The organism is Bacillus sp. MN7755 (genome assembly GCF_054771475.1).
Map to the genome: position 1 here is coordinate 337,951 of NZ_BTRL01000008.1, position 16,057 is coordinate 354,007.

At 35.7% G+C, this 16,057-nt stretch carries 18 protein-coding genes and 1 riboswitch; of the genes, 11 read left to right on the top strand and 7 right to left on the bottom strand.

The window, feature by feature from the left end:
- Position 1 precedes the first annotated feature (1 nt).
- From ACYVEC_RS08795 to ACYVEC_RS08825, 7 genes are all read left to right on the top strand, one after another.
- Positions 2 to 1,402, top strand: a complete 1,401-nt coding sequence (locus ACYVEC_RS08795; RefSeq protein ID WP_063224526.1) for a sensor histidine kinase — start codon at positions 2 to 4, stop codon at positions 1,400 to 1,402.
- 227 nt (positions 1,403 to 1,629) lie between these two features.
- Positions 1,630 to 2,319 carry a FadR/GntR family transcriptional regulator gene (locus tag ACYVEC_RS08800; RefSeq protein WP_257148953.1) on the top strand — a complete coding sequence of 230 codons (690 nt, stop codon included), beginning with the start codon at positions 1,630 to 1,632 and terminating at the stop codon, positions 2,317 to 2,319.
- A 168-nt stretch (positions 2,320 to 2,487) separates the two neighbouring features.
- Complete coding sequence (locus ACYVEC_RS08805) at positions 2,488 to 3,207, top strand: (Fe-S)-binding protein (RefSeq protein WP_063224524.1); 720 nt, start codon at positions 2,488 to 2,490, stop codon at positions 3,205 to 3,207.
- Between the two features lie 16 nt (positions 3,208 to 3,223).
- Entirely contained in the window at positions 3,224 to 4,645 is a 1,422-nt protein-coding gene (locus ACYVEC_RS08810; RefSeq protein WP_063224523.1) for a LutB/LldF family L-lactate oxidation iron-sulfur protein, read from the top strand.
- Positions 4,645 to 5,355: a LutC/YkgG family protein gene (locus ACYVEC_RS08815; RefSeq protein ID WP_063224522.1), complete on the top strand. Its 711-nt coding sequence runs from the start codon at positions 4,645 to 4,647 to the stop codon at positions 5,353 to 5,355. The genes ACYVEC_RS08810 and ACYVEC_RS08815 overlap by 1 nt, the downstream gene beginning before the upstream one ends.
- Positions 5,356 to 5,467: 112 nt before the next feature.
- Positions 5,468 to 6,190, top strand: a complete 723-nt coding sequence (locus ACYVEC_RS08820) for a prepilin peptidase (protein WP_460506178.1) — start codon at positions 5,468 to 5,470, stop codon at positions 6,188 to 6,190.
- 14 nt (positions 6,191 to 6,204) lie between these two features.
- Complete coding sequence (locus ACYVEC_RS08825; RefSeq protein WP_063224520.1) at positions 6,205 to 6,516, top strand: cyclic-phosphate processing receiver domain-containing protein; 312 nt, start codon at positions 6,205 to 6,207, stop codon at positions 6,514 to 6,516.
- A gap of 27 nt (positions 6,517 to 6,543) precedes the next feature.
- Here ACYVEC_RS08825 and ACYVEC_RS08830 read toward each other — a convergent pair whose 3' ends face one another.
- From ACYVEC_RS08830 to phaQ, 7 genes are all read right to left on the bottom strand, one after another.
- Positions 6,544 to 7,395, bottom strand: coding sequence for a formate/nitrite transporter family protein (locus ACYVEC_RS08830; protein WP_063224519.1), 852 nt, complete (start codon positions 7,393 to 7,395; stop codon positions 6,544 to 6,546).
- A 203-nt stretch (positions 7,396 to 7,598) separates the two neighbouring features.
- Complete coding sequence (locus tag ACYVEC_RS08835) at positions 7,599 to 8,393, bottom strand: TerC family protein (RefSeq protein ID WP_000383325.1); 795 nt, start codon at positions 8,391 to 8,393, stop codon at positions 7,599 to 7,601.
- Between the two features lie 90 nt (positions 8,394 to 8,483).
- Positions 8,484 to 8,649, bottom strand: a riboswitch (yybP-ykoY riboswitch).
- Positions 8,650 to 8,687: 38 nt separating this feature from the next.
- Entirely contained in the window at positions 8,688 to 10,007 is a 1,320-nt protein-coding gene (locus tag ACYVEC_RS08840; RefSeq protein ID WP_063224518.1) for a TrkH family potassium uptake protein, read from the bottom strand.
- A 114-nt stretch (positions 10,008 to 10,121) separates the two neighbouring features.
- Entirely contained in the window at positions 10,122 to 10,307 is a 186-nt protein-coding gene (locus ACYVEC_RS08845; RefSeq protein ID WP_000241212.1) for an alpha/beta-type small acid-soluble spore protein, read from the bottom strand.
- Positions 10,308 to 10,454: 147 nt separating this feature from the next.
- Positions 10,455 to 10,898: a MaoC family dehydratase gene (locus ACYVEC_RS08850; RefSeq protein WP_063224517.1), complete on the bottom strand. Its 444-nt coding sequence runs from the start codon at positions 10,896 to 10,898 to the stop codon at positions 10,455 to 10,457.
- Positions 10,899 to 10,999: 101 nt separating this feature from the next.
- Positions 11,000 to 11,524 (bottom strand): polyhydroxyalkanoic acid inclusion protein PhaP, encoded by a 525-nt coding sequence (gene phaP / locus ACYVEC_RS08855; protein ID WP_063224516.1) that lies wholly within the window; start codon positions 11,522 to 11,524, stop codon positions 11,000 to 11,002.
- Between the two features lie 42 nt (positions 11,525 to 11,566).
- Positions 11,567 to 12,019 carry a poly-beta-hydroxybutyrate-responsive repressor gene (gene phaQ, locus ACYVEC_RS08860; RefSeq protein ID WP_000939954.1) on the bottom strand — a complete coding sequence of 151 codons (453 nt, stop codon included), beginning with the start codon at positions 12,017 to 12,019 and terminating at the stop codon, positions 11,567 to 11,569.
- 198 nt (positions 12,020 to 12,217) lie between these two features.
- Between phaQ and phaR the strand changes: the two genes are divergently transcribed.
- From phaR to ACYVEC_RS08880, 4 genes are all read left to right on the top strand, one after another.
- Positions 12,218 to 12,700, top strand: coding sequence for a polyhydroxyalkanoic acid synthase subunit PhaR (gene phaR / locus ACYVEC_RS08865; RefSeq protein WP_000566952.1), 483 nt, complete (start codon positions 12,218 to 12,220; stop codon positions 12,698 to 12,700).
- Between the two features lie 151 nt (positions 12,701 to 12,851).
- The gene (locus tag ACYVEC_RS08870; protein ID WP_000250412.1) at positions 12,852 to 13,595 is read left to right on the top strand and encodes an acetoacetyl-CoA reductase; all 744 of its coding nucleotides are present in this window, start codon (positions 12,852 to 12,854) and stop codon (positions 13,593 to 13,595) included.
- Positions 13,596 to 13,677: 82 nt separating this feature from the next.
- Positions 13,678 to 14,763 carry a class III poly(R)-hydroxyalkanoic acid synthase subunit PhaC gene (phaC, locus tag ACYVEC_RS08875; protein ID WP_060630047.1) on the top strand — a complete coding sequence of 362 codons (1,086 nt, stop codon included), beginning with the start codon at positions 13,678 to 13,680 and terminating at the stop codon, positions 14,761 to 14,763.
- Positions 14,764 to 14,858: 95 nt separating this feature from the next.
- Positions 14,859 to 16,052: an NAD(P)/FAD-dependent oxidoreductase gene (locus tag ACYVEC_RS08880; RefSeq protein WP_063224515.1), complete on the top strand. Its 1,194-nt coding sequence runs from the start codon at positions 14,859 to 14,861 to the stop codon at positions 16,050 to 16,052.
- Positions 16,053 to 16,057: the final 5 nt, after the last annotated feature.

Sequence of the window (16,057 nt, forward strand, 5' to 3'; positions counted from 1 at the left end):
TATGTTTACGATGGTACAGAAGCTTTGGCTGACAGTAGTATGTGCAGTATTTGTAACAGTTTCCTTTCTTTATTTTGTATCTTTATATTCGTATGAAAAATTATACGTTGATAATTTAAAAGATTCATTAGTAATGGAAGGGAAGCGTCTTGCTGCGCAATATGATAAGCGCGAAGGAATATCAACTTTCGAAGAGAAAGTAAGAGCATTTGATCAAATATCTAGTTCAGACGTTCTTTTCGTATCTAATCCGCGTGATTTAAGCGCATGTTTACCTTTTGATGTGCATCATCATTCTCTTATAAGTGAAGGGGACAGGCAAGCTTTATTAGATGGAAAAACTGTAACAAAGATAGGATATGAGGAACATTTTGATCGTAATATTATGGGTGTTGTCATCCCTGTTTTAGAAAATAAGAAATTAGTGGGCATTGTATATTCTTATATTCCTTTAAAAAGTATAAAAGACTTAATATATGATATGGGCCTTATTTTAGCACCGTTAGCACTTGCTATTACTTTACTGACAATATGGATTGGTAGAAAAATTATTATTGCTATTACGAGACCACTTTCGCAAATGGAACGAGTTGCCAATCATTTGGCTACGGGAGATTTCTCAGAACGAATTACGGTTTCTTCCGAAGATGAAATTGGACGATTAGGAAAAGCATTTAATAAAATGGCCAATTCTTTAGAGACAGAAGACGTAAAGCGTAAAGAGTTTTTAGCTAACGTTTCGCATGAACTAAGAACACCGCTTAGTTATATAAAAGGATATAGCGAGGCTATTTTAGATGGTGTAGCGAAGGGACCGCAGCAAGAAAAAGTAACACAGCTCATTCATAAAGAAGCAGATCGCATGCAGCGTCTCGTTCATGATTTATTAGATTTAGCACAATTAGAAGGTGAACATTTTCCGTTAAAGAAACAACCTATCGTTTTTTCACAACTGATTGAAGATGTGTTAGATACGTATGAGATTAAGTTTATAGAAAAGAAAATTCGTATTTCAACAAATTTAAATCCAGAAATCATTGTGATGATTGATGAGGATCGTATGCAACAAGTACTTCATAACGTGTTAGATAATGCGATACGGTATACAAATCAAGACGGGGATATTATGATAACGCTCAGGCAGATAGATGATTACTGTGAACTGAACATAAAAGATACAGGAATCGGTATTGACACAGAGCATTTAGAAAACCTTGGCGAACGTTTTTACCGAGTTGATAAAGCGAGAAGTCGTCAACATGGTGGAACAGGTTTAGGCCTGGCAATTGTAAGACAAATTGTTCATATACATGATGGACAGTGGCGAATTGAAAGTGAAAAAGGGAATGGAACGACGGTTAGTATTAAATTAAAAATACAGGATGAGGAGAGCATGTTCTAATTTTTAGAGCATGCTCTTTATATTGAAGACAATAGTTATACGTAAAGATATAAATTAATATGTAATAAATATCGAAATTTTGACGATTTTATGAACAAAACATTTGTACTTCTTACCAATTCGTTCTAAAATAGTTATGATGCAAAGTTCTTATAAATCGTTTCAATTGTTGTTTGGAAGATACTGAGGTGATTTAACTGGAGTACAAATCTATTAAACCGAAAAAGATTTACGAAGAAGTATCTGAAGCTATTTTAACAATGATTAAAAATGGTACGTTAAAACCTGGTGACAAACTACTTCCTGTACATCAATTAGCTGAGCAGTTTCAAGTTGGCAGATCTGCTGTTCGTGAAGCGCTAAGTGCGCTAAGAGCGATGGGCTTAATTGAGATGAAACAAGGAGAAGGTACATATGTGAAGAATTTCGATTCTTCTTCATTAACAAAATCATTAAACAATAGATTATTAATGAAGAAAGAAGATATTTTGAATTTATTAGAAGTACGAAAGGTGCTTGAAGTGGGGGCAGTTCGAGCAGCTGCGGCAAAACGTACGGAATCTAATTTGCAAAATATGAAGCATTGGTTAGATGAAATGGCAAAGAGCATTGGAGATGAAAAAGCTGGTGAAAAAGCAGATTTTCAGTTCCATATGGGAATTGCAGAGTCTTCGCATAATAACATTTTGCTTGAACTCATGAATCATGTTTCAGAGATGATTGCTGAAACAATTGGTGAATCAAGACGCATTATTTTATATGGTGAACAAACAACATCAGAACGACTTATAGAAGAGCATCAAGTTATATATGATGCAGTGTTAAAGCAAGATGTAGAATTAGCGCAGCAAGCAATGCTAGATCATTTAACAAATGTAGAACATATTGTCACAGGTAGAAACGATATAAATTCGTAATTTAATCTTTTAAAAATCTAATTTTCTGATAAGATAGAGAGAGATTAAGTAAGCGTTTTCTTTAGAAAAGGGAGAGGATAGGCCATGGTTGAGCCTATTTCTTCTTCCTTTAGTCATCTGATGACCATATGTTTGTTGGTGGAGTTGTAAAAAGGGGGAGTAATAATTATGAAAGTTACTTTATTTGTTACTTGTTTAGTCGATATGTTTGAAACAAACGTCGGCAAAGCAACAGTTGAGGTGTTGGAGCGTTTAGGTTGTGAAATTGAATTTCCAGAAGCGCAAGTTTGTTGCGGTCAGCCTGCGTATAATAGCGGCCATGTAGAAGCAGCAAAAGAAGCGATGAAACATATGATTGAAACTTTCGAAGATGCAGAATATATCGTTACGCCATCTGGTTCTTGTGCGACAATGTTTCATGAGTATCCGCATGTTTTTAAAGATGATCCAAAGTGGGCTAAACGTGCACAAAAAGTTGCTGACAAAACATATGAATTTACACAATTTATTGTAGATGTTTTAAAGGTTACTGATGTTGGTGCAAGTTTACCAGGGATAGCTACTATTCATAAATCTTGTCATATGACACGTATGCTTGGAGTAAAAGAAGCACCAGGAATTTTATTGTCAAATGTAAAAGGATTAACTGTGAGAAAGTTGCCAAATGTGCAAAATTGTTGCGGGTTTGGGGGAACGTTTTCAGTGAAGATGACTCCAATTTCTGAGCAAATGGTAGATGAAAAGGTAGATAGTGCAATGGAAACAGGTGCAGATTATTTAATCGGTGCAGATTGTGGGTGTTTGTTAAACATTGGCGGACGTATTGAGCGTTTAGGAAAAGAAATAAAAGTAATGCATATTGCTGAGGTACTGAATAGTCGCTCATGAAGGGGGAACATAAGCTATGTCTATGAAAATCAGTGAGAAAAAATTTAATGATCGCGTTGGCGATGGAATTCAAGATTCGTTTATGCGCGGAGCAGTATCTTCTGCACAAACGCGTTTATATACGAATCGCTTAAAAGCAGCGGACGAATTAGGAAACTGGGAAGAGTGGCGTGAACTCGGTGAAGAAATTCGTCAACATACGTTAGAAAATCTTGATTATTACTTAATGCAGTTAAGTGAAAATGTATCAAAAAGAGGCGGCCATGTGTACTTTGCGAAAACGAAAGAGGAAGCAGCAAAGTATATCCAAGATGTTGCGAAAAAGAAGCAGGCAAAAAAAGTAGTAAAATCAAAGTCGATGGTAACAGAAGAAATTAGTATGAACCATGCGCTTGAAGAGATTGGTTGTGAAGTGTTAGAAAGTGATTTAGGAGAGTATATTCTGCAAGTAGATAACGATCCACCTTCACATATTATTGCGCCTGCACTTCATAAAAATAGAACACAAATTCGTGATGTATTTAAAGAAAAGCTTGGCTATGAAAATTCTGATGATCCTTACGAAATGACGAAGTTTGTTCGTAAACAACTTCGTGAAAAATTTATGGATGCAGAAATTGGTGTGACAGGTTGTAACTTCGCTGTTGCAAATACTGGTTCTCTTTGCTTAGTAACAAATGAAGGTAACGCCGATCTTGTTATGTCGATTCCAAAAACACAAATTGCGGTTATGGGTATGGAACGTATGGTTCCGACAATGGAAGAATTAGATGTTTTAGTTGGTTTACTATGTCGTAGTGCAGTAGGTCAAAAGTTAACAAGTTATGTAACTGTAGCGGGACCAATTCAAGAAAAGGAAGTAGATGGGCCTGAAGAATTTCATTTAGTTGTTGTTGATAATGGCCGCTCTCAAATTCTTGGATCTGAATTCCGTTCAGTATTGCAATGTATCCGTTGCGCTGCTTGTGTTAACGTATGTCCTGTATATCGTCATGTTGGTGGACATTCATATGGTTCTATATACTCAGGACCAATTGGTGCGGTATTAACACCACTTCTAGGTGGATATGATGATTATAAAGAGCTTCCTTATGCTTCTAGTTTATGCGGAGCGTGTACAGAAGCTTGTCCAGTAAAAATTCCATTGCATGATTTATTATTAAAACATCGTCAAGTTATCGTTGAGCAAGAAGGACGTGCTCCACTTGCAGAAAAATTAGCAATGAAAATGTTTAGTATGGGCGCATCTTCAGCAGCTTTATATAAAATGGGATCAAAAATGGCGCCAGCAGCAATGAGTCCATTTACATCTGGTAACCGTGTATCAAAAGGTGTTGGGCCACTTAAAAACTGGACAGATATTCGTGAATTCCCGGCTCCAAGTAAGGAACGATTCCGTGATTGGTATAAAGATCATAAGAAAGGCGGGGACAAATAATGACAGGATTAATTCAAAACCGTGAGTCCTTTCTAGATAATATTGCAAAAGAACTTGGACGCGCACGTAAAACGGATGGTGTAGAACGCCCAGCATGGAAAAATAATGTGAATAAAGAAACGTTAAAAGATTATTCACAAGAAGAATTGTTAGAAGTATTTAAAAATCAATGTACAAACATTCATACAACTGTTGTGGAAACGACAAACGACCGTTTACGTGAAGATATTCAAAAGGTAATCGTGGAAAACGGCGGGGGACCTATTATGTTATCGGCGGATGAACGTTTTGATTCTTATGGGTTGACTTCTTTATTTAAAGAAGAGCTTCCAAAGCAAAATGTTGAAGTGAATGTATGGGACCCGGAGAAAAAAGAAGAGAATATGCGTATCGCGGAAAGAACGAATATTGGAATTGCATTTAGTGATTATACTTTAGCTGAATCTGGTACGATTGTTGTACAAAGTCATAAAGGCCAAGGGCGTTCTTTACACTTTTTACCGACTGTATACTTTGCTATTATTCCACGTGAAACACTTGTGCCTCGTATTACACAAGCAGTTGAGGATATGAACACACGTGTAGAAAATGGCGAGACAGTGGCATCTTGTATTAACTTTATTACAGGACCTAGTAACTCGGCAGATATTGAAATGAATCTTGTTGTCGGGGTACATGGACCATTAAAAGCAGTATATTTCATCGTATAAAAGAGGGGAAAGCAGGCCAGAAAATGGCCTGCTTTTTTAATAGAATAGAGATAATATGAAGTAGAAGTTCTCTCCTTTTTTTGCTATGTTCTTCTGGAAAGGAGAGGAAGGGATGTTCACTTATTTATATGCATTGTTAGTGGGGATGGTGTTTGGTTCTTTTTTTATGTTAATTGCGATGAGAGTTCCACAAGGTGAGTCTATCATTACCCCTCGTTCACATTGTCATTATTGTAAGTACATGCTAATGCCAAAAGAATTAATTCCAATCATTTCTTTTTGTATACAAGGAGGACGTTGTACGAATTGTAAGAGGAAAATTTCAATTTTGTACGTAGTATTTGAACTTATAACCGGAATAATATTTCTTCTTACTGTATATATGATTGGGGTGGAACGAGAGCTTATCATCATTTTATCGCTTTTTTCGTTACTTCTTATTATTTCAGTTACAGATTACATATATATGTTAATCCCTAATCGCATTTTAGCTTGGTTTGCTTGTTTACTCATTTTAGAATGTGCTTTTGTGCCGTTAGTTACTTTGATAGATAGTATAGTTGGTAGTGGCGTTATATTCATTTTATTATATTGCATGCAAAAGATATATCCAGAAGGGCTTGGTGGAGGAGATATAAAATTACTTTCGTTACTTGGATATATAGTGGGACTGAAGGGGATTTTTATGATTTTATTTTTAGCATCTTGCTTTAGTCTTTGTTTCTTTGGAGCTGCTATAGTATTAAAACGTATGAAAATGAGGACCCAAATTCCGTTTGGCCCTTTTATTACCCTTGGGGCAATATGTTATATGTTGGTTACATATACAAAATAGAGAGGGGATAGAAAATGAATGTATATATGGATGATCAAAGAAGTTGTCCGTACGGGTATGTTTTGGCAACTACAGTAGAATCTGCGTTACAATTTGTTCGGAGTAATAAGGTAAACATCCTCTCTCTTGACTTTAACATGGGATGGAGGCAAAAGAATGGGGCGGAATTTGTAGAAGCCTTTTGTACAGAAGGTCTATATGTTAATGAAATTCACCTTCATACAAATGATGTCATCGGTATACATCAGATGAAACAGGGAATTGCGAAGGGGAAAGAGCAAAGAGAAATTGATCCTCATATTGTCGTTAAATATGTGGGGAGTTAAAAACTCCAAAGTAAAACTTTGGAGTTTCTAATGTTTCATATGTGCTTGTAAAGGTATGATTTCCTCTGTTTGAGCTGCGACTAATTCAGTTTCTTCTTGTTCAAAAACAGGCGCTTTCTTTGTTAAGTAATGATAGACCATACCGACAAATACCGATCCGCCAATAATGTTACCGATTGTAACAGGAATTAAGTTATGAATAGCACCTGCAAAAGAAATTGTCTCAGGATGCGGTGAAACTAAAGATAGAGCAAACAGTGATAAGTTTGCGATGCTATGCTCATAACCAGATAAGAAGAATGTGAAAACAAGTAGCATCATCACCATTATTTTTGCTGTATCACCTTTAACTTGGGAAGGTAAGAAGCAGGCGAGACATACGAGCCAGTTACATAAAATTGCTTTAAAGAATAATTGCATTGTAGGTGTGTTCATTTTTCCTTCCACTACTTTATTCATTAAATGACCGTGATCGATTGCTTCGAAAATGCCAGTTGCGTAAAATAGTAAGGCAAAGAATAAAGCACCGGCTAAGTTACCTGCATAACAAGCAACCCAGTTACGAAGTGTATCAGAAATCGTTGTTTCTTTTCTTAAAGTTGCCACTGTGAAATACATTGTATTTCCAGTAAACAATTCAGCACCACCATATATAATAAGTACGAGAGCAATTCCGAAAAACATAGAAGCTGCTAAATAAGTTGCTGGTGAATCTGCAATGTGAAAAAAGTTACCTAATTTAAAACATAGAACAATAATAAAACCGATATAAATACCCGCAAGTGCTGCACGAATGAAATATTGCATCGGGTTTGTATCTAGTATTTGTTTTTTGCTTTTAGCCAGTTTGACAACATAATCTAATCCTTGTTCTAGCATGAGTAATACGCTCCTTTAGTACATCATCTATAAATACTCCTTATATGAATAAAGTACATGGATTTAGTCATAGTTTCAATAAGTTTGTGCAATGTTTCACAAAAAGGACATACATACATAAGGAAAACGCTTACAATAAATAGTATAATGGAATTTTTTCTGGACATAGAGAGGGGACAAGGGAAAAAGAAAAAGCGCTGTAATTACAGCGCTTTTTCGTCTAAATTCTTTTCTACTTTTGTTTCTACTTCTTTCGAGAAGAACCAACCGCCAACTGCGATTCCAACTAATACAATCCAGAATGTAAGCTTCCATGGTGTAGATTCTGGGAATGAATGCGGAATTACATTTAATGCAGGGTGTGCTAACGTATAAACTGCTAATTTCACACCAACCCAACCTACAATTAAGAATGCTGCAGTTTCAAGTCCTGGTTTACGTTTTAATATTTGTACGAAAGCAGTTGCTGCAAATCGCATAATGATTAATCCGATAAGTCCACCTACAAAGATAACAACGAATTGCCCTGTATCAAGACTACCAATTGTACCTAATCCTGTTTTCGGTAAAGTCATTGCTAATGCAACGGCAGCTAAAATAGAATCAACTGCGAAGGCAATATCTGCAACCTCAACTTTAAATACAGTCCACCAAAAGTTCTCTTGTTTTTTCTTTGCTTCTTTTTCTTCTGTTTCTTCATCCGTATTCTTTTTAACATACGTTTTAAATAAATGATTACCAGCGATAAACATAAGGTAAATTGCACCGATTGCTTGCACTTGCCATACATCGACTAAGAACGAGATCATAAATAACGATCCGAATCGGAAAACAAATGCCCCCGCTAATCCGTAAAATAGTGCTTTTTTACGTTTTTCTTCTGGTAAATGTTTTACCATAATTGCAAGAACAAGCGCGTTATCAGCCGCTAAAATCCCCTCAAGTGCAATTAGGATGAGTAATACCCAACCATACTCCAATAATAATGATACATCCATGTACATTCTCCTCTCATTTCTATAAGTACTAAATAAGTGAAGAATTTCCCCACTATTTAGTTTCCCCATACTCCTGCCTATTAACTTTGGAATAATTTGGTAACGAATACAAAAAAGACCTCTGCCGTTAATAGGCAAAGGTCTTGCTAGACATATGTAATGAAAATGCCAACAAAGCCGGAAGAACTAAGTTCTACGTAATGACGACTTTGTTTCCAAGAAACATTCTTGGACGCTACTCCCCTTTGGAGATATGCTGTTGTATTCTCATTATATGGATAATTTATACGGTTGTCAACCTGTTAAAATATCTTCATTCGGATATTTTATTTTCCGGTTCTTTTTACGTGCAAAGGAAAAAGCCAATGTTAAAGGTCCCATTTTCCCAAAAAACATCATAAAGATAATAATAGCTTTTCCAATCATAGTTAAGTGGGGTGTGAAATTCATACTGAGGCCAACAGTCCCAAATGCTGAAAATACTTCGAAAGCACTCATTAATAGAGGAACTTGCTCAGTAATACTTAAAATTAAAATAGCGAAAAAGATAAATGAAATAGAAATAATAGTGATGGTCAATGATTTGACAATGAGAGTATCTTTAATTGATTTTTTAAATACGACAATATCATCTTGTTCTTGTAAAAATTTAAACACCCCAAAAAACATGATTAAAAATGTTGTTAACTTAATCCCGCCACCAGTTGAAGCACTACCAGCACCAATAAACATAAGGAGCATCATTAATAGTAAGGAAGGTTTGGATAATGCAGAAATATCAACCGTATTAAATCCGGCAGTTCGCGTTGAAATGGCTTGGAAATAAGCAGCCATTCCCTCTTCAAATGGGGTAAAGCCTCTCATAGAAAGAGAATTGTGGAACTCGAATATAAAAATAAAAACAGTCGCAATAATATTAATGATTAGAGTAGAAGAGAGCATAAGTTTTGAGTGTAATGTAAGGTTTTTAAAATTTTTCTTTCTCTTTATATCTACGATTACTGTAAAACCAATCCCACCTAAAATAATGAGGGAGGAAATAACGAGATTGACAAGAACGCTATGAGAATGGGACATTAAATTATCACTCCACACAGAAAAACCTGCATTGTTAAAAGCAGAAATCGAATGAAAAAAGCTATAATAGACCCCTTTAGCAATACCGTATTTTGGTACCCATTCAAAAGAAAGAATCAACGTAGCGATACATTCAACGGTAAAAGAGAATAAAAATAATGCTTTGGCAAGACGAATGACACCGCCGATATTCGTTTGATTTAACGCTTGTTGCAGTAAAAGTCGATTTTGAAGACCAATTTTTCTGCCGAGCATAATCGCGGTTAAAACGGCAAAGCTCATAATGCCCAGTCCGCCCACTTGTATAAGCGTTAAAATGACACATTGGCCAAATAAGGTAAATACTTTTCCAGTGTCCACAACACCAAGCCCTGTAACCGTACAAGCAGAAACGGTTGTAAATAAAGCATCGAGCCATGAAATAGACGTTGTTGTAGCAATTGGTAGTTTTAATAAGCATGTACCGATAATTGATAACATAATAAAAGACAAAGTAAGAACACGGGGAGGACTCATGCGAATATTAATCCGTTTCATGTTACATATCGTTCCTTTCAGTTTGCTCTTACTAGTATGTGAAAAAGCACGATTATGTATGTTAAAAATAGAAAGAGGCAGAGAATATCTGCCTCTAAGCCATATGTTATAGGTTTATCCACGTAATTGTTGTTGAGCTAAAGCAACAAGGCGTTTTGTTACTTCACCGCCAACTGATCCGTTAGAACGAGATGCTGTATTAGATCCTAAGCTTACACCGAATTCTTGTGCAATTTCATATTTAAATTGTTCAAGCGCTTGTTCAGCACCTGGAACTAGTAATTTGTTTGTTTTTACCATGTTGATACACATCCTTATGAGTAGTCCAGTCCAGTTAAATACTTATCTGAACTGGTACCGTTATTTTATGTGTAAATAACGTACTCATACCCGGAAGTAACCGGTGTGATTAGAAGTTCTTGGATAGAAAAAAGAGTAGCAAATTTGCTACTCTTTTTTCAGTATTGTCGCTGTACCTTCCACGACAATAGCATCGGATTGATTATAGATGTTTGTTTGTAATGTAATGATTTTTTTATCATCCCGTTTTTTGATGACTTCTGCCACTACACGAAGTGTATCGCCGATTTTGACAGGAGCGCGGAATGAAACGTTTTGAGATAAATAAATCGTATTTTTGCCAGGGAGTTTCGTTCCGAGAATGGTAGAAATAAAACTGGAAACGAGCATGCCATGAGCAATACGTTCTTTAAACATTGTCGTTTTTGCAAACGAATCTAAAATATGAATGGGATTCACATCTCCAGTCAATTTTGCAAAATTGATAACGTCCTCATCCGTAATTTGTTTTGTTAATGATGCTTGGTCACCGACTTGAATCTCATCATAACGAAGCTCTGGAACTGTTTGTGCTTCTTGAAATGGATTCATTTTGTCCTCCTTCTTTTCCATATCGAAAAATGCCAGCCATCTTGATGTAGTAGGAGGAAGAAAGAGTTTTGTTTGTGCTGCAGTTAGTTGCCACATTTTTCTTACTTGATGGAAGTAAATAGATTTTTTGAGTTTTCCTCGAATTGCTTTGCGAGTTCTAGTTGTTTGGACTTGAACTCTCCCAAAAAAACTTCTAACTGTTTTTGAACCTCTTCACGTTGTGATTGTTGTTGCTCGATAAATTGCTTTGTTGTTTCTTCAAATTGCCCACTTGTTTGAGTAAGAATAGACAAAGATGTTTTCGTAGGAGAAACAGTAAGTTGGTGCATTTGAGTAGAAAGCTCATTCCATTTTTCTTGCCACTCGTTAATTTGGTCATTTAAGGAGTTTCCAGTTAATTGCTTCACGTAATCTGTATATTGGTTATTGAACTGAGCAGTGAATTGGTGTAGTTCTTTTTCTAGTTCATCTACACCTGATGTTAATTTATGCAAAGCGTCTTGTTGTTGTTTTAACGTTTCTAAAGTAAGTTGCTCTAATTGTTTCCCTGCTGAAGAGAAAAGGGAAAGAGATTGAGACCAGTTTTTCCAAAATGCATCGACTAATTCGTATGGCTTAGTTTCCATTGTTTGACCCCCAAATGTTTTTTTGCATATTGTGAACGCAGATTACTCTGCTGTACCACCAGGTGAAGATGAAGAATCCTTTTCATCCTTTTCTGGAGAAGTAGAAAATGGAAAGAATGCGTTGGTGTATAACGTGAAAAACGTCCGCAGCATATTTTGGTAATGCTCAAAAGAAGTCGCGCATGTTGTTAAATATTGCTCTCCATATTCAGTTAAAGAATAAATTCTTTTTGCTGGCCCTCCGTCGCTTGTATCCCAAGTAGAAGAAATAAGGTTTTCTTTTTCTAATTTGCGTAGTGTTCTATACACATTGCCTTGGTCAACAGAAGAGAAGCCGATATCCATTAGCATTTGAATAAGTTTGTAACCATGAAGACTCCAGTCTTTTAGACAGAGAAGTAAGAAGGGAACTAAGAAGTTTTTTGGCATGGAGTTTGGTTGTTTTGCTTGGTTGTTCTCCAAACTTTCGCGTTGTTCTGGTTCATTTTGTAGCATGATTGTGCATCACCTCATGAATCAGTTAGATAGAATTTTGTGCTTATAAGTGCAATTTACACCTATCTGTTTTTAATGTCAATACATTTGTTGGAAAATAAAGAAAAATAAAATATATACTTGAAGTTTTATTCAGAATATTAGAAAATAGTGAATAGGTTGAATTGTTTCAAAAACGAAAAAGGGAGTGTAGGTAAAGTGATTGATCAAAAATTCGATCCACTACAAGCATGGAAAAATGCTTATGAACAAACCGAAACATTTTGGGGAAAAGCGCTCAATGAAACAATTAAAACAGAAGAATATTCTGCTTGGATGGGCAGTGTTCTAGATTTGAATTTGTTTTATCAAAAAGCATTAAATGATACAACAAAAAACTATTTAGAGCAGGTAAATGTGCCTACGAAAGAGGATATAGCTAGAGTGGCTACGCTTGTTATTAACTTAGAAAATAAAGTAGATAACATTGAGGAAGTTCTAGAAGAGAAAGTGGATTCGTTAGGACAAGCTCCTACATTAAAGCGTGATGTTACGAAAGTAAAACAAGATCTTCGCACATTAGAAACGAAAGTTGATCAAATTTTAGAATTGCTAGAAAAGCAAAATGCAGTACTAGCGAAACTACAAGAACCTGTAAAAGAAGAAGTAAAACCTACGAATAAGCCAGAAAATAAAAAGTGATAATAGCGCTTGTTTATAACAGATAAAAGAGAGAGGGAGAATCTCTTTTCTATGTATAAACAGCGAAACATAATTATATAGGGACTCCATAGTATGAGTACCAAAATGATTCATAATAGTCGTTCACAAATTCATTTAAGGGGGAAAAGAAATGGTTCAATTAAATGGAAAAGTAGCAATCGTAACAGGTGGGGCAAAAGGAATTGGAAAAGCGATTACAGTAGCGCTAGCACAAGAGGGAGCAAAAGTTGTTATTAACTATAACAGCAGTAAAGAAGCAGCTGAAAACTTAGTAAATGAGCTAGGAAAAGAAGGACATGACGTTTATGCAGTTCAAGCGGATGTTTCTAAAGTAGAAGATGCAAACCGACTTGTAGAAGAAGCAGTGAATCATTTTGGTAAAGTTGATATTCTTGTTAATAATGCTGGTATTACAAGAGATCGTACATTCAAAAAGTTAAATCGTGAAGATTGGGAGCGCGTAATTGACGTGAACTTAAGCAGCGTATTTAATACGACAAGCGCTGTACTTCCATACATAACGGAAGCAGAAGAAGGAAGAATCATTAGCATTTCTTCTATTATTGGACAAGCGGGTGGATTTGGACAAACAAACTACTCAGCAGCGAAAGCAGGTATGTTAGGATTTACAAAATCATTAGCATTAGAGCTTGCAAAAACAAATGTAACTGTAAATGCTATTTGCCCAGGATTTATTGATACTGAAATGGTAGCAGAAGTACCAGAAGAAGTACGTCAAAAAATCGTTGCAAAAATCCCTAAAAAACGTTTTGGTCAAGCTGATGAAATTGCAAAAGGTGTAGTATACCTATGCCGTGACGGTGCTTATATCACAGGTCAGCAATTAAACATTAACGGCGGATTATATATGTAATGAAGTAAGAAAAAAGTGCATATCCATAGCAGGAATGCACTTCTTTTTTTAGAAGGAAATCGACCAAAAAGGAGATAGAAAAATGACTACATTCGCAACAGAATGGGAAAAGCAATTAGAGCTATACCCAGAAGAATACCGAAAAGCATACCGCCGAGTGAAAAGGGCGAGTGAAATTTTATTACGTGAACCAGAGCCGCAAGTAGGCTTAACGCCGAAAGAGGTTATTTGGACGAAGAATAAGACGAAGCTTTATCGCTACATTCCAAAACAAGAAAAAACACAAAGAGTTCCAATTCTATTAATATATGCTCTTATTAATAAACCATATATTATGGACTTAACTCCTGGAAATAGTTTAGTGGAATATCTAGTGGACCGTGGTTTTGATGTGTATATGCTTGATTGGGGCACATTTGGTTTAGAAGATAGTCATTTGAAATTTGATGATTTCGTGTTTGATTATATTGCAAAAGCAGTAAAAAAAGTAATGCGAACTGCAAAATCGGACGAGATTTCTTTACTTGGTTATTGCATGGGTGGAACGCTAACTTCCATTTATGCAGCACTTCATCCGCACATGCCAATTCGCAATTTAATTTTCATGACAAGTCCTTTTGATTTCTCTGAAACAGGATTATATGGTCCTTTACTAGATGAAAAATATTTCAATTTAGATAAAGCGGTTGATACATTTGGTAATATTCCCCCAGAAATGATTGATTTCGGAAACAAAATGCTAAAACCAATTACAAACTTTGTTGGCCCATACGTTGCTTTAGTAGATCGTTCAGAGAATGAGCGCTTCGTGGAAAGCTGGAGGTTAGTTCAAAAGTGGGTTGGCGATGGCATTCCGTTCCCAGGTGAATCATATAGACAGTGGATTCGTGATTTTTATCAAAATAATAAACTGGTTAAGGGTGAACTCGTTATTCGCGGACAAAAGGTAGACCTTGCAAATATTAAGGCGAATGTCTTAAATATTTCCGGGAAACGTGATCATATCGCCCTACCATGCCAAGTAGAAGCATTGCTAGATCATATTTCTAGCACAGATAAACAATATGTATGTTTACCAACAGGGCATATGTCTATCGTTTACGGCGGAACAGCTGTAAAACAAACTTATCCGATGATTGGAGATTGGCTTGACGAGCGTTCGAAGTAAAAATAAAAAATCCAACTAGCGTTGTGTTAGTTGGATTTTTTTATGGAAAATAACAAAACATAGAAAGGAGAAATTTATATTTTAGGAGTATAATTATGAAACTTATGACTGGTAAGTTGTTTTGGAATACAGGAGTTTCTGTACCTTGTTATCCACCGTTAGAAAATGATATGATATGTGATGTGCTTGTAGTCGGAAGTGGCGAAGCAGGTGCCCATATAGCGTATTTTTTAGCGAAAATTGGCATGAGTGTGATGCTTATTGAAAAAAGAAAAATTGCATGTGGTAGTACATTTGCAAATGCAGGTTTATTACAGTTTCTTCATGATAAATCGTTAACCTCACTTATCCATACATTTGGTGAAGAAAAAGGGGTACGAGCATATAAGCTTTGTTACGAAGCGTTACGAACAATGGAGAAAGTTGTACAGACTCTCGATATTGATCCCCATTTTATTCCACGAAGTAGTTTATATTATGCAAGTAAAAGTGAGGATGTCTCATTTTTACAAGAGGAGTACAATACGTTACAGAACTATGGATTTCCTGTTGAGTATTTTACAGAATCTAATATTAAGGAACGTTATTCCTTTACAAAACAATCAGCATTATACACACACGGTGATGCCGAAGTGAACCCGTATTTATTAGCACATAGTCTTTTGCATAAAGCAAATCAAATGGGTGCTACTATACATGAACATACAGAGGCCATACATATAAAAAAACGCCAAAGTGATTTAATTTGTTACACGAAAACAGGAAATCAAATTGTAGCAAAGAATATTATTATGGCAACGGGCTATGAAGCGCTTTTTGGGAAGAAAGAAAAAAATACAACAGTAGAGACATCTTATGCAGTTGTGACAAATGAAATAGATCAGTTTGAAGGCTGGCATGAGCGATCATTAATTTGGGAAACAGCACGGCCCTACTTATATTTTCGGACGCATCAAAACCGTATTATTGTAGGCGGATTAGATGAAGCGATGCAAATTCAAACAATCGGTGATACGAAATTATTGCATAAGCGTGATATCCTTATTAACATTGTAAAAGAGATGTTCCCGCAGTATAAAAATATACAAGCAGAGTATTATTGGGCAGCAGCATTTGGTAGTAGTCATGATGGTCTACCTATTTTAAGAGAAGACAAAAAGATACATAATTTATTTTACGCATTACTGCATGGAGGTAATGGAACTTTGTATGGAATGGTATTTGCCAAATTATTTGAGCAGTTATTTACAAATAAAGAAAGTGAAGATTTTTCTTTATTTAATCGATAGAAAAA

Excerpts from the sequence above, each read along its gene's own strand:
- ACYVEC_RS08795 (WP_063224526.1), top strand. The coding sequence starts at position 2 with ATGTTTACGATGGTACAGAAGCTTTGGCTGACAGTAGTATGTGCAGTA.
- ACYVEC_RS08805 (WP_063224524.1), top strand. The coding sequence starts at position 2,488 with ATGAAAGTTACTTTATTTGTTACTTGTTTAGTCGATATGTTTGAAACA.
- ACYVEC_RS08810 (WP_063224523.1), top strand. The coding sequence starts at position 3,224 with ATGTCTATGAAAATCAGTGAGAAAAAATTTAATGATCGCGTTGGCGAT.
- ACYVEC_RS08815 (WP_063224522.1), top strand. The coding sequence starts at position 4,645 with ATGACAGGATTAATTCAAAACCGTGAGTCCTTTCTAGATAATATTGCA.
- ACYVEC_RS08820 (WP_460506178.1), top strand. The coding sequence starts at position 5,468 with ATGTTCACTTATTTATATGCATTGTTAGTGGGGATGGTGTTTGGTTCT.
- ACYVEC_RS08825 (WP_063224520.1), top strand. The coding sequence starts at position 6,205 with ATGAATGTATATATGGATGATCAAAGAAGTTGTCCGTACGGGTATGTT.
- ACYVEC_RS08830 (WP_063224519.1), bottom strand. The coding sequence starts at position 7,395 with ATGCTAGAACAAGGATTAGATTATGTTGTCAAACTGGCTAAAAGCAAA.
- ACYVEC_RS08835 (WP_000383325.1), bottom strand. The coding sequence starts at position 8,393 with ATGGATGTATCATTATTATTGGAGTATGGTTGGGTATTACTCATCCTA.
- ACYVEC_RS08840 (WP_063224518.1), bottom strand. The coding sequence starts at position 10,007 with ATGAAACGGATTAATATTCGCATGAGTCCTCCCCGTGTTCTTACTTTG.
- ACYVEC_RS08845 (WP_000241212.1), bottom strand. The coding sequence starts at position 10,307 with ATGGTAAAAACAAACAAATTACTAGTTCCAGGTGCTGAACAAGCGCTT.
- ACYVEC_RS08850 (WP_063224517.1), bottom strand. The coding sequence starts at position 10,898 with ATGAATCCATTTCAAGAAGCACAAACAGTTCCAGAGCTTCGTTATGAT.
- phaP (WP_063224516.1), bottom strand. The coding sequence starts at position 11,524 with ATGGAAACTAAGCCATACGAATTAGTCGATGCATTTTGGAAAAACTGG.
- phaQ (WP_000939954.1), bottom strand. The coding sequence starts at position 12,019 with ATGCTACAAAATGAACCAGAACAACGCGAAAGTTTGGAGAACAACCAA.
- ACYVEC_RS08870 (WP_000250412.1), top strand. The coding sequence starts at position 12,852 with ATGGTTCAATTAAATGGAAAAGTAGCAATCGTAACAGGTGGGGCAAAA.
- phaC (WP_060630047.1), top strand. The coding sequence starts at position 13,678 with ATGACTACATTCGCAACAGAATGGGAAAAGCAATTAGAGCTATACCCA.
- ACYVEC_RS08880 (WP_063224515.1), top strand. The coding sequence starts at position 14,859 with ATGAAACTTATGACTGGTAAGTTGTTTTGGAATACAGGAGTTTCTGTA.